The sequence below is a fragment of the Streptomyces sp. NPDC031265 genome (assembly GCF_055570295.1).
In genome coordinates this window covers 106,799-119,254 of record NZ_JBVIHM010000010.1, presented here as the reverse complement: position 1 = coordinate 119,254, position 12,456 = coordinate 106,799, and the positions used below count along the sequence as shown (strand labels likewise).

The following is a 12,456-nucleotide window of genomic DNA, read 5'->3' as shown; positions in this document are numbered from 1 at the left end:
GAAGCTGAGGGTTTTTGCAGGGGTTTGGTCGAGATCGCTGTCGTGCTTCAGGGGTGCCAGTGCAACAAAAAACCCCTCGTGCCGTGAGGCAAGCGAGGGGAGCGCGTCGGGGTGTGGTCCACTGGGCCCGCGTGGGGGCCCGGCTTCAGCCGACGCGCTTTCCAAGTACGAGAATTCGGGTGCGCATGGCAATGACCCTCCCCCCGGCGCCCCGGTAGTGTCAAGTGGGTGGGACGGGTGTCTCACTATTTGAGTGGTTGACCCGGACGGAGGGCAGCGCCCGGCCGCTGAGCACGGGCAGCGCGGCCCCGCCCGGCACCGGGAAGGTGCCCCGCACCAGGGCCCGGCGCAGCCGGTACTCGTCCAGCGGCCCGGAGAAGGCCATGCCCTGCCCGTGGGTGCATCCCATGCCCCGCAGCGCCAGGACCTGCTCCGGCACGTCCACGCCGTCGGCCACGGACTGCATCCCGAGGTCGCAGGCGATCCGCAGCAGCCCGCTGGTGATCTTGTGCAGCCTGGCGGACTCGACCACGCCCTCGACCAGTCCCCTGTCCAGTTTCAGTACGTCTATAGGGAGCCGGCGCAGGGCGTTGATCGCCGCGTACCCACTGCCGAAGCCGTCAAGGGCGATCCTTACGCCGAGCCGGCGCAGGGCCACCAGACGTCGCTCCAGCTCGTCGAAGGAGATCCTGGGATCGCTGTCGGCCAGCTCGATCACCAGGGCGCCCGATGGCAGCCCGTGCCTGGTCAGCAGGGCTTCCACGGAGCCAAGCGGCATCGACTTGTCGAGCAGCCGGCGGGCCGGGAGGCGGACCGCGACCGGGGTGTGGTGCCCGGCCCGGCCGCGCTCGGCGGCCTGCTCGACGGCCTCTTCGAGGAGCCAGCGGCCCAGCTCCGCGGTGCGCTCGCTGTCGTCGGCGACCCGTAGGAATTCGGCCGGGGTGAACAGGATCCCCTGGGCGGATCTCCAGCGCGCCTGCGCGGCCACGGCGGCCACCCGCCCGGTGGTGAGGTTGACCACCGGCTGGTGCAGCAGCGCGAACTCGCCCTCGTGCAGCGCGGTGCGCAGCCGGGCGGCCAGCTCGGTCTTGCGGACGACCTCGGCCTGCATCTGCGGCGCGTACATCTCGACGCGGTTCTTGCCGCCGGACTTGGCCCGGTACATCGCGAGGTCGGCGTTGCGCATCAGTTCGCGGGCGCTGACGTCGCTCTCGGCGAAGGCGACGCCGATGGAGGCGGCGACCCGTACCTCGTTGCCGTCGATCTGGTACGGCTGCGAGAGCTTCAGGCGCAGGCGGTCGGCGATCTCGTACACCTGGCGCTGGCGGGCCGCCCGGTCGCGGCCGCCGTCGCCGAGGATCAGGGCGGCGAACTCGTCGCCGCCGAGGCGGGCCGCGGTGTCCCCGGCGCGCACCGAGTCCTGGAGGCGGCGGGCCGCCTGGATCAGCAGCTCGTCGCCGGCTTGGTGGCCGATCGTGTCGTTGACCTGCTTGAAGCCGTCGAGGTCGATGAAGAGCACCGCCGTGCCGGGGTCGGAGGCGCGGCGCCCGCTCAGCGCTTGGCGGACGCGCTCGGTGAACAGGGCGCGGTTGGGCAGGTCGGTGAGCGGGTCGTGCTCGGCGTTGTGCTGCAACTGGGCCTGCAGGCGCACCCGTTCGGTGACATCCCGGCTGTTGAGGATGAGGCCGCCCTGGTGGCGGTTGATGGTCGACTCCACGTTCAGCCACTCGCCGGTGCCCGACCTGAAGCGGCACTCGATCCGGCCCGCCGGCTCGTCCTGCGAGGGCGCGGCAAGGAAGCGCCGCACCTCGTGCACGACCCGGCCCAGGTCCTCGGGGTGGATGAGGGAGGCCAGCTCGGAACCGACCAGGTCCTCCGCGTCCCGTCCGTAGACGCCCGCGGCGGCGGGGCTGACGTAGCGCAGTATCCCGGTGGGCGCGGCGATCATGATGACGTCGCTGGAGCCCTGCACCAGGGAGCGGAAGTGGTTCTCCTTCTGGGCCAGTTCATGGGTCAGCGCGATGTTGTCGACGAGCATGATCCCCTGGCGTACGACCAGCGCGAGCACCACCGTGCACCCGGTGAAGACCACCACGCGGTCGACCCGGCGGCCCTCGATGACGTTGTAGAGGATCCCCAGGGTGCACACGGCGGCCGCGAGGTACGGCGTGAGCGCCCCCAGCGAGCCCGCGATCGGCCTGCTGGCCGGCAGCGCGCCGGGCCGCCGGGGCGGCGGTGGCGGTGCGAACCCGCGGCCCGGGTCGAGCTTGCGGGCGCCCCACGGCGCGTAGGCGAGCAGCAGCGACGCGGCGAACCAGCCCGCGTCGAGGAACTGGCCGGAGTGGTAGTGCTCGCGCAGCAGCGGTGAGGTGTACAGCGCGTCGCACAGCACGGTCAGGGCGAGCGCCGCGATGGCCGTGTTGATCGCCGACCGGTTGGTGCAGGAGCGCCGGAAGTGCAGTGCGAGCACCATGCTCACGAGCGCGATGTCGAGCAGCGGGTACGCGAGCGCCTGCGCGGCCCGGGCGACGCTCTCGCCCTCGAAGTGCGCGGTGTGCGCGAGGGCCAGGCTCCAGGAGAGGGTCAGCAGCGAGCCGCCGATCAGCCAGGAGTCGAGGGCCAGGCAGACCCAGCCCGCCCGGGTGACCGGACGCTTGGCCAGCACCAGCAGCCCGACGATCGCGGGCGGCGCGAAGAGGAGGAAGAACAGGTCGGCCAGCGAGGGCGAAGGGACCGGTTGCCCGAGGACCACTTGGTACCACCCCCAGACTCCGTTGCCGCTTGCCAACATGGCGGAAGAGAAAGAGAAGAGCAGCCACGCGGGCCGAAAGCGGCTCTCCACCTCCCCGGCGCTTCCGCGCGCGTAGAGGAAGCAGGAGACCGAGGCCGCCGTCGCCGCGGCGCTGAGCCCGAAGTCCCCCATCACATCGGCGACTTCCGGGGATCCCCAGCCGAGCGCCGCTCCCGTCGCGTACCCCGCGCAGATCACCGCGAGGACGAGCTGGAGCACCAGGCCCGTCCCGCCACCGGGGGCGGGCCGGTGGGGCAGCGCCACTCCCGGGGCGCTCACCGGGCCCCTCCGGGGCCGGACGCGGTACGGGTGCGGGGCGACCCGGGGCCGCTCCCCCGGCCCGGCGGGTGGACCCTCGCGGCCGCCGGGCGGGCGGTCGGGGAGGGCGGACGGGCCGCCCGGGCCGGCGGCCGGGTCCGGGCCGGCATCCGGGTGCGGGCCCGGCTGCGGATCCTGGGCCGGCTGCGACCCCTCGGGAGCCCCGCCCGTGCACCTCGGGGTAGCCGTCGACGGCTCCGCCGCGTCGGATCGCTGGTCCATTGGCAGTGCATCGCCCGTCGCCCCCCTCGCTGTGACTTCCGCTCCCCCGCGCCGCCAGACACGCGGCGCACCCCCCGGTCGGGACGATACACCAGTCTCGTCACTCAGGGACATAGTTCCTCTACGCTCCGTGACGGCCAAGGGAGTTGTGGACACGGATCGCATTCAGGCCGGTGCGCAGGGTTTCCAATCGAAGGCGGCGGGGCCCTACTCGGTGGTCAGGACGATGTTGTCCAGCGGCCGCCCGGCCGCGTACTTGGTCAGCTGACGGGTGATCAACGCCTTCGCGCGCGGCAGGAACGCCGAAGTGGAGCCACCGACATGAGGGCTGATCAGAACGTTCGGCGCATGCCACAGCGGGTGTCCGGCGGGCAGCGGCTCGGGGTCGGTGACGTCGAGGGCGGCGCGGATGCGGCCGCTCTCCAGCTCGGCGAGGAGCGCCTTGGTGTCCACCACCGGGCCCCGGGCCACGTTCACCAGGAGCGCCCCGTCCTTCATGCGGCCCAGGAACTCTGCGCCCGCCAGGCCTTTCGTCTGCTCGGTGAGCGGCGTGGAGAGGACCACCACGTCGGCTTCCGGGAGGAGTGCGGGCAATTCGGTGAGGGGATGCACTGGGCCGCGCGCAGTCGTGCGCCAGGAGCGCGCCACGCGCGCCACCCGGGCGCATTCAAATGGCGCGAGCCGGTCCTCGATGGCCGCGCCGATCGATCCGTACCCGACGATCAGCACCGACTTGTCGGCGAGGGCCGGATAGAACCCGGACCGCCACTCCTCCTTCTCCTGCCCCGCGACGAACGAGGGAATGCCCCGCAGCGAGGCGAGGATCAGCGCGAGGGTGAGCTCGGCGGTGGACGCCTCGTGCACACCGCGCGCGTTGCAGAGCCGTACGCCCGCCGGCAGCGCGCCCAGGCCCGGCTGTACGTGGTCGATGCCCGCCGACAGGGTCTGCACGACCCGTACACCGGTCATCGCGGCGAGCGGCCGCACCGCGGTGGCGGTGCCCTTCATGTACGGGACCACGTAGAAGGCACAGGCGGCGGGATCGGCGGGGTAGTCCGGACCGCCGTCCCAGAAGCGGTAGGAGAAGCCGTCGGGGAGGCCCGGGATCTCGTCGGCCGGGAGGGGGAGCCATACGTCTGCAGTCATGCCGGGAGGCTATGTCAGGACCGGTGGCGGCCAGAGGTTAGTTTGGGGGGCACACCCAGGGCGGTACGGAGGGGTACGGGGAGTTGGAGCGCAGGACTATCGGTGCGGCGGCCCTGGAGGTGGGCGCGATCGGCCTCGGCTGTATGCCGATGAGCTGGGGGTACACCACGTCGCAGCAGCGCGGGGACCGCTCGCTGCGCGCCGTGCACGCCGCGCTCGACGCCGGGTCCACCCTGCTCGACACGGCGGACATGTACGGCCCGTTCAAGAATGAGCTGCTGGTGGGCCGGGCCCTGAAGGAGCGGCGGGCCGAGGCTTTCGTCGCCACCAAGTGCGGGCTGCTCGTTGGCGGCGATGCGCACGTCGTGGCCAATGGGCGGCCCGGCTATGTGAAGCGCGCCTGCGACGCCTCGCTGCGGCGGCTCCAGACGGATGTGATCGACCTCTACCAGCTGCACCGGGCGGACCCCGAGGTGCCGGTCGAGGAGACCTGGGGCGCGATGGCGGAGCTGGTGAAGGCGGGCAAGGTGCGGGCGCTCGGGGTGTGCGCGACGGGCGGCGCGCCGAGGGCCCGCCGGTCCGGCGCCCCTTATGAAGTGACGATTCGTCAACTGGAGCGCGTACAGCAGGTCTTCCCGGTCAGCGCCGTCCAGGCGGAGCTGTCGGTGTGGTCGCGCGAGGCGCTGGACGCGCTGCTGCCGTGGTGTGCGGCGCGGGGCGTGGGCTTCCTGGCCGCGATGCCGCTCGGCAACGGCTTCCTCACCGGCACGCTCACCCCGGGCCAGGGCTTCGAGCCGGACGACGTACGGGCCCGGCACCCCCGCTTCACCGCCGAGATGATGGCGGCCAACCAGCCCGTGGTGGTGGGGCTGCGCCGGGTCGCGGCACGCCACGGGGACGAGGTGACCCCGGCCCAGGTCGCCCTGGCCTGGCTGCTCGGCCGGGGCCCGCACGTGGTCCCGGTCCCGGGCACCAAGCGCGAGGAGTGGGCCCGCGAGAACGCCGCGGCGGCCGGGCTCGCGCTGACGGCCCGGGACGAGGCGGAGATCGAACGGCTGCCGGGTCCGCGGGGGTCCTGGGACTGAGGGGCGGGTGGGGCTGGAGGTGACCCGGGTGCGGCCGGGGCGCGGCCGGGCGGCGGCCGGATTTCCACGGAAGCCAGCGATCTCCCGGAGCGCCGGAAACGCGATCGGGAACCTGAGCGGCTCGGGCGGTGTAAGTACGGTAGAGACCGCAGCCGCTCGAAAGGAAGCGAACCGTGCAACGTCCTGCTGTGACGGCCCTGTTGGCCGCTGCCGTGCTGGTGCTCGCGGCCGGGTGCTCGTCCGGGACCGCCCCGCGGCCCGACGGCGGCGCCCGCTCGACGCCCCCGCCCAGCTCCCCTGCGGCCTCGGCCTCCACGCCCGCCGCCGACCTCCCACCGCCGAAGGGCTCGGTCAAGGTCACCAGAATCGTGGCCCAGGGCCTGAAGTCGCCCTGGGGCGTGGCCCCGCTGCCCGACGGCGGCCTGCTGGTCGCCTCGCGCGACGAGGGCACGGTCAGCCGGATCGACCCGGCCGGCAAACAGACCGTGATCGGCAGCGTGCCGGGGGTCGAGCCGGGCGGCGAGGGCGGCCTCCTCGGCCTCGCGCTCTCCCCCGCGTACGCCTCGGACCACCAGGTGTACGCGTACTTCACCACCGAGTCCGACAACCGCATCGCCCGCATGATCTACGACGAGAAGCGCCCGGCGGGCGAGCAGCTGGGCGCACCCGACACCATTCTGCGGGGCATCCCCAAGGGCACCATCCACAACGGCGGCCGGATCGCCTTCGGCCCGGACAAGATGCTGTACGCGGGCACGGGCGAGACGGGCGACCGGGGTCTGGCGCAGGACAAGAAGTCGCTGGGCGGCAAGATCCTGCGGATGACGCCGGACGGGCAGCCGGTGCACGGCAACCCGGACGCGGACTCGGTGGTGTACTCGTACGGCCACCGCAATGTGCAGGGCCTCGCCTGGGACGGCGCGAACCGGCTGTGGGCCTCGGAGTTCGGCCAGGACACCTGGGACGAGCTGAACGTGATCGGGCCGGGTGAGAACGACGGCTGGCCGGTGGTCGAGGGCAAGGGGAGCAAGCCGGGGTTCGTGGACCCGGTGGAGCAGTGGAAGACCGCGGACGCCTCACCGAGCGGTATCGCGTACGCGGCGGGCAGCATCTGGATGGCGTCCCTGCGCGGCGAGCGGCTGTGGCGCGTCCCGCTCGACGGCACCAAGCCGCTCGCGCGGCCCGAGGCGTTCCTGACGTCCACGTACGGACGGCTGCGCACGGTGACAGCGACGGGGCCGCACACCCTGCTCCTGGTCACCAGCGCGACCGACGGCCGGGGCACCCCCAAGCCGGGCGACGACAAGATCCTCGAACTGGAGGTGACGTAGGCGTACGGGACGGGGCGCGCCGAACCGCGCCCCCGCTCAGGCCGCCCGCTCCGTGAAGAGGTTGAGCCGGTGGGCCAGCGCGGCGGCCTCGCCCCGGCCCGAGACGCCCAGCTTGGCCAGGATGTTGGAGACGTGCACGCTGGCCGTCTTCGGGGAGATGTACAGCTCCTCGGCGATCTGGCGGTTGCTGTGCCCCACGGCGACCAGACGCAGTACGTCCTGCTCGCGGCTGGTCAGCCCGAGCGCCCCGGCCGGGTCGGCGGCCTCGTCCGGGACGGCGGGCTCCGGCGCGGTGAGCGGCAGCCGGGCCCGGCGGGCCAGCAGCTCCAGCTCCTCCACGAGCGGCCGGGCCCCGAGGCGTACGGCGGCGGAGTACGACTGCCGCAGCAGCGTGCCGACGGTGTCGCGCTGGTTGCCCTCGGCGAGCAGCGCGGCGGCCCACCGATGGCAGACCCGGGCGAGTTCGTACGGGCGCTCAAGCGGCTGGAGCGCGGCGGCGGCCGCCTCCCAGCGGGCGGCGTCGTCCCGGCCCTCGGCGCGGGCCAGTTCCGCCTCGACGCACTGGGCGTACGCCTTGGCGAGCGGGCTGGGGGTGGGCATCGTCCGGGCCGCCGAGCGGATCAGGACGAGGGCCTCCGTCCGGCCGGGCCCGGCGGCGGGGAGCCCGCGCAGATCGGCCTCCACGGCGGCGGCGTCGATCAGCAGCGGCCAGCCGTACCGCTGGGTGCCGGGCGGGAAGCCGGCCTCGACCGCACGGGCGAGCCCGGCGCGCGCGTCGGCGAACCGGCCCTGCCCGGCCGCGACGGCCAGTTCGGCCCTGGCCACCTGCAACGCGTTCTGCGGGAGCGGGTCGCGGGCGCCGAAGTAGCCGACGGCGTCGGCGAGACGGGCGGCGGCGAGCTCCAAATCGCCGCGCACCAAGGACAGTTGGGCGAGGCGGAGTGCGGCGTAGCCCCTGGGTTTGCCGCTCACCCCGGAGCGCTGGACCCACTCGACGCGCTCGGTGGCCTCGTCCCAGCGGCCGAGGCTGAGCAGGGCGTCGGACTCGTTGGTCGCGGCCCAGGCCTCGTTGTCGAGGAGGCCGTACTTGCGCGACACCCGTACGCCCTGGGCCGCGGTCCGCGCGGCCTCCTGGGAGCGGCCGACCGATTCGAGACTGGAGGAGAGGTTCACATGGCCGCGGCCCGCCTCACCGACGAGACCGAGCTCCAGCGAGCGATCGACGACCCCGCGCATCATGGCGAGACCGCCCTCGATGTCGCCCGCGTCGACCATCAGGCCGCCGAGGGTGAGCCGGGCGTTGAGCTCGGTCTCCTCGGCGTCGACCAGCTTGGCGTACTCCACGGCCCGTTCGGCGGCGGCGAGCGACTCGGGCCCGGGGCGGTGCAGCATGCCCCAGCCCGCGGCGGTGGCCAGGACCGCCGCGTGCACGGCGGACGGCGGCAGTCCGCGCACCAGCTCCTGGGCGGTGGCGATCTCGTCCCAGCCGTCACCGCGCCCGAGGTTCTGCACCAGCTTGGAGAGCTCGGTCCAGAACCAGGCGGCCCGCAGCGGGTCGCCGTGGGGGGTGCCGGGCGGGGCGTCCGCCTCATCGGCCTCGATGAGCCGCAGCGCGCGCTTGGCTATCTTCACGGCGCGCTCGCGCTCACCGCAGAAGCGGGCCGCGACGGCCGCCTCGGCGAGCAGGTCGAGATAGCCGAGCGGGGTGGTGGCGGGGTCGCAGCCGCCGCACGAGGGGTAGGCGCCCGCGTAGTCCAGCGGGCGCAGGTCGGCGCGGACTTCGGCGGGCACCGAGTCCCACAGCTCCATGCCGCGTTCGAGCAGGCGCAGCTGCTCGGAGTAGGCGTGCCGCTTGCGGGCCTCGACGGCGGCGCGCAGCACCACGGGCAGCGCCTTGGCGGCGTCGTGCGCGGAGTACCAGTAGCTGGCCAGGCGGGTGGCGCGCTCGTCGGCGCGGACCAGCGAGGGCTCGGCCTCCAGGGCCTGGGCGTAACGGCGGTTGAGGCGGGAGCGCTCGCCCGGCAGCAGGTCGTCGCTGACGGCCTCGCGGACCAGCGAGTGCCGGAACCGGTAGCCGTCGCCGTCCTCCGTCGGCAGCAGGATGTTGGCGCCGACGGCCGCCCGCAGCGCCGCGTTGAGGTCGTCCTCGGCGAGCCGGCACACCGCGGCGAGCAGCGGGTGCTCCACGGTGGAGCCGCCTTCGGCGAGGATGCGCACGACGACCTGGGCGTCCTCGGACAGCGTCTCGACCCGTACGAGCAGCAGGTCGCGCAGGGTCTCGCTGAGGCCGCCGCCGGGGACGCACCCCGACTCGTGGCACACGCTCAGCTCCTCCACGAAGAAGGCGTTGCCGTCGGAGCGCGCGAAGATCTCGTCCACCAGCGCCTGTTCGGGCTCGGCGGCAAGGATCCCGGTGAGCTGGTGGTGGACCTCGCCCCGGTTGAAGCGGGACAGCTCGATGCGCCGGACCGTGCGCAGCCGGTCGAGTTCGGCGAGCAGGGGGCGCAGCGGGTGGCGGCGGTGGATGTCGTCGGCGCGATAGGTGGCGACGACGACGAGCCGGCCGCGCCGCAGGGTGCGCAGCAGATAGGCGAGCAGATGGCGGGTGGAGGCGTCCGCCCAGTGCAGGTCTTCGAGCACCAGGACGACCGTGCGGTCGGCGGCGGTCCGCTCCAGGAGCCGTACGGTGAGTTCGAAGAGGCGGGCGGTGCCGTCCTCGCCGCTCTCCCGGCTGGCCTCGCCGAGCTCCGGCAGCAGCCGGGCCAGCTCCTCCTCCTGGCCTTCGGCGGCCGCGGCGAGCTCGTCGGGCAGCCGGCGGCGCAGGGTGCGCAGGGCGGTGGAGAACGGGGCGAACGGCAGGCCGTCGGCGCCGATTTCGACGCAGCCGCCGACCGCGACCACGGCTCCCGCGTCGCAGGCGGCGTTGGTGAACTCCTCGATGAGCCGGGTCTTGCCCACTCCGGCCTCACCGCCCACCAGCAACGCCTGCGGCTCGCCCGCGGTGGCGCGGGCGAGCGCTTCGTTCAAGGCGGTCAGTTCACCGGCGCGGCCGACGAACACGGGGCTGAAAGACCTGGTCTCCACGTCGCCGAGCATCGCACAGCCGTCCGGTCCTGCGGCACCCGTTGTGACGATCAAGGTCATCGCGGTTCTCGCGGGCGCTCAGGCGGCGTGCGCGAAACGGTCGCGCAGGTCCCGGAGGTGGCTCACCCGCCCTTCGGCTTCGTGATCGGCGTTCCGGCGGGCCCGGCGGGCCGCGCGGGCCTGGTGGAGCAGCCGCTGGGCGGCGGCCTCGCGGAGCAGCTCGGCCTGGTTCACCTTGTGCATCTCGTACGCGAACATCTTCGGCTCCCTGGTGCCCCGGGTGAGGGGCTTGAGTGGGTGGTTCATCGCTTCCTGCGATGCCTCAACTCTCGTCTCCCAGGGGGTCCTGGCACATCGGGAGAGTGCCGCATCCGCACGGCGGCGGGGCCTTAGACGCGCGGCGGGCGGCCGGGCTGGGGGCTTAGGCGCCCGGCGAGCGACTTAGACGTCGGGCAGGGGGACTCAGACGTCCGGTGGATGCCTTGGGGGCAGGGCCGGTGGAAGAGTGGGCCGCACCCAGCCACCCCAGGGAGCCGAGATGACCCAGCCGTCCCCGCACCTGCCGTACGGCACCCCCGACGCCCCCCGGATCGCGGTCCGGGGCGAGGCCGTGCTCGACGTCGACCCGGAGATCGCCCGGCTCGGTGTGACGGTCACCGCGCGCGGCACCGACCGCCGTACCGCGCTGGAGGACCTCACCCGCCGCAACGCGGCCGTCCTCGACCTCGCCAAGTCGTACGGGGAGTCGGTGGAGCAGCTGGAGACGGGCTCGTTCTCGGTCAGCCCCGAACTGGGCAGGCACGGCCGGGGCGAGCGGGTGCGCGCGTACCACGGGCAGGTGCGGGTGACGGTGGAGCTCGGCGACTTCACGGCGCTCGGCGAACTCGTCTCGCGCCTGGCCTCCCTCGAACTGACCCGGGTGGACGGCCCCTGGTGGGGCCTGCGCCCGGCCTCGCCCGCGTACGGGAAGGCCCGCCGCCGGGCCGTCGAGCAGGCGGTGGAGCGCGCCCGCGAGTACGCGACGGCGCTCGGCAGCGAGCTGGTGGCGCTGCTCGAACTGGCCGACGAGGGCGCCGAGGACGCGCGGCCGTATCCGGTGGCGGCGCCCGGGACGATGCGGGCGGCGGGATACGGCGGCGGCGCGCCGGAAGCCGTCCCGGAGCTCGATCTGGAGCCTCAGCGCCAGACCGTGCGCGCCGCCGTCCTGGCCCGCTTCACGATGGCGCCCCCGGCGCTCTGAGGCGTCAGGAGCCGGTCGAGGGCAGGGTCGCGAACAGGTCGAAGTACATCCCGACGGAGAGCAGCAGGCCGATCGCGCCGAGGACGAGGCCACCGAGCGCGACCGCCCGCACCCAGACGGGCTGCGGCGGGGCGTCGGGGGCGCCGAACGCCGGGCGGGCCAGGACGAACGCGCCGACGAGCAGGGCGAGCAGCGCGAAGCCGCCGTTCACGGCGGCGGTGGTGTGCCAGGAGTCGCCGTAGATCTCGTGGATCTGCGCGGAGGCCGAGCCGCCCTGGGCGGTCTTGATCTGGCCGAGCAGGGTCTCGCGCTCGGAGAGGACCTTGCCCGTCCAGGTGCCGGTGAGCGAGGCGAGGCCGAGCGCCCCGGAGACGACGGCGGCGGCGCCGGCGCCGATCCCGGTGCGGACGGGCGCGACGGGCGGAACGTCGTCATCGAGCTCGTCGCCGTCGCCGTCCTCGGCCTCGTCGGTGAGCGGTTCCTTCGAAAGCGGCGCCTTCTCGGCGTGGTCCTTCGAGCCGTCCGGGGCCTGCGCGGCGGTGTCACCGGCGGTGGCCCCGGACTCCTCGGCAGCCGTCGCCTCGGCGTCGGCTTCGTTGTCGGTCTTGGTGGTGGCGGGGGTGGCAGTCATGCCGGGGACGGTAGGCGGCCTTTCTGAGAGGCGCCTTAACGGACGGGCTGTGCCTCCCGGGCCGCCCGCCACTCCGGGGCCAGCACCGCCCACACCTCGGTGTCCTGGCGTACGCCCCGGTACGGGTAGTTCTCCCGCAGCACCCCGTCCCGCGACATCCCGAGACGCTTGGCGACGTTGATGCTGGCGGTGTTGCCGGAGGCGGCGAGCCACTCCACGCGGTGGATTCCGCGCTCCTCGACGGCCCAGTCGATCAGCACCCGCACCGCGCGCGTGACGAGCCCGCGCCCGACCGCCGACTCCTCCAGCCAGCAGCCGGCCTCGGCGGTGCCGAGCCGGGCGTCGAACGTACGGAAGAGGACACCGCCGACGAGCGTGCCGTCGGACCAGATGCCGTAGAGGCGCCCGGTGTCGGCGGCCGCCTTGTCCGCGTACCCCTGGAGGAACGCCCGCGACGATTCGAGGTCCCGGCTCACCTCGGCGAGCAGGATGAACTGCCCGATGAAGTCACGCCCCCGGTCGATGTGCGCGAGGTACTCCTCGGCGTGGTGCGGCTCCAGCGGCCGCAGCTCGGCGCCGTCGTCCCCCAGCGATATCGCGAACATCCC

9 protein-coding genes are annotated in these 12,456 nt (G+C 73.7%); 3 read left to right on the top strand and 6 right to left on the bottom strand.

Annotation, left to right across the window (positions count from 1 at the left end; all coding sequences use genetic code 11):
- Positions 1-220: 220 nt before the first annotated feature.
- Entirely contained in the window at positions 221-3,070 is a 2,850-nt protein-coding gene (locus ACZ499_RS17655; protein WP_468675951.1) for a putative bifunctional diguanylate cyclase/phosphodiesterase, read from the bottom strand.
- A gap of 468 nt (positions 3,071-3,538) precedes the next feature.
- On the bottom strand, positions 3,539-4,477 hold the full coding sequence (locus tag ACZ499_RS17650) for a 2-hydroxyacid dehydrogenase (RefSeq protein WP_468675950.1): 939 nt from the start codon (positions 4,475-4,477) through the stop codon (positions 3,539-3,541).
- A gap of 83 nt (positions 4,478-4,560) precedes the next feature.
- Between ACZ499_RS17650 and ACZ499_RS17645 the strand changes: the two genes are divergently transcribed.
- Together ACZ499_RS17645 and ACZ499_RS17640 are read left to right on the top strand one after the other, a co-directional pair.
- Positions 4,561-5,562 (top strand): aldo/keto reductase, encoded by a 1,002-nt coding sequence (locus ACZ499_RS17645; protein ID WP_468675948.1) that lies wholly within the window; start codon positions 4,561-4,563, stop codon positions 5,560-5,562.
- 173 nt (positions 5,563-5,735) lie between these two features.
- Positions 5,736-6,893 carry a PQQ-dependent sugar dehydrogenase gene (locus ACZ499_RS17640; protein WP_468675946.1) on the top strand — a complete coding sequence of 386 codons (1,158 nt, stop codon included), beginning with the start codon at positions 5,736-5,738 and terminating at the stop codon, positions 6,891-6,893.
- A 36-nt stretch (positions 6,894-6,929) separates the two neighbouring features.
- On the opposite strand, the gene ACZ499_RS17635 is transcribed toward ACZ499_RS17640, so the two are convergent.
- Together ACZ499_RS17635 and ACZ499_RS17630 are read right to left on the bottom strand one after the other, a co-directional pair.
- Positions 6,930-9,989 (bottom strand): helix-turn-helix transcriptional regulator, encoded by a 3,060-nt coding sequence (locus ACZ499_RS17635; RefSeq protein ID WP_468676127.1) that lies wholly within the window; start codon positions 9,987-9,989, stop codon positions 6,930-6,932.
- Positions 9,990-10,055: 66 nt separating this feature from the next.
- Positions 10,056-10,283, bottom strand: coding sequence for a hypothetical protein (locus ACZ499_RS17630; RefSeq protein ID WP_468405992.1), 228 nt, complete (start codon positions 10,281-10,283; stop codon positions 10,056-10,058).
- Between the two features lie 232 nt (positions 10,284-10,515).
- Between ACZ499_RS17630 and ACZ499_RS17625 the strand changes: the two genes are divergently transcribed.
- Positions 10,516-11,217, top strand: coding sequence for an SIMPL domain-containing protein (locus ACZ499_RS17625; protein ID WP_468675943.1), 702 nt, complete (start codon positions 10,516-10,518; stop codon positions 11,215-11,217).
- A 4-nt stretch (positions 11,218-11,221) separates the two neighbouring features.
- Here ACZ499_RS17625 and ACZ499_RS17620 read toward each other — a convergent pair whose 3' ends face one another.
- On the bottom strand, positions 11,222-11,848 hold the full coding sequence (locus ACZ499_RS17620) for a hypothetical protein (RefSeq protein ID WP_468675942.1): 627 nt from the start codon (positions 11,846-11,848) through the stop codon (positions 11,222-11,224).
- A 35-nt stretch (positions 11,849-11,883) separates the two neighbouring features.
- Positions 11,884-12,453 carry a GNAT family N-acetyltransferase gene (locus tag ACZ499_RS17615; RefSeq protein WP_468675940.1) on the bottom strand — a complete coding sequence of 190 codons (570 nt, stop codon included), beginning with the start codon at positions 12,451-12,453 and terminating at the stop codon, positions 11,884-11,886.
- Between the last annotated feature and the right edge of the window lie 3 nt (positions 12,454-12,456).

Coding starts and splice junctions, on each gene's coding strand:
- ACZ499_RS17650 (WP_468675950.1), bottom strand. CDS start 4,477: ATGACTGCAGACGTATGGCTCCCCCTCCCGGCCGACGAGATCCCGGGC.
- ACZ499_RS17635 (WP_468676127.1), bottom strand. CDS start 9,989: ATGCTCGGCGACGTGGAGACCAGGTCTTTCAGCCCCGTGTTCGTCGGC.
- ACZ499_RS17630 (WP_468405992.1), bottom strand. CDS start 10,283: ATGAACCACCCACTCAAGCCCCTCACCCGGGGCACCAGGGAGCCGAAG.
- ACZ499_RS17625 (WP_468675943.1), top strand. CDS start 10,516: ATGACCCAGCCGTCCCCGCACCTGCCGTACGGCACCCCCGACGCCCCC.
- ACZ499_RS17620 (WP_468675942.1), bottom strand. CDS start 11,848: ATGACTGCCACCCCCGCCACCACCAAGACCGACAACGAAGCCGACGCC.
- ACZ499_RS17615 (WP_468675940.1), bottom strand. CDS start 12,453: ATGTTCGCGATATCGCTGGGGGACGACGGCGCCGAGCTGCGGCCGCTG.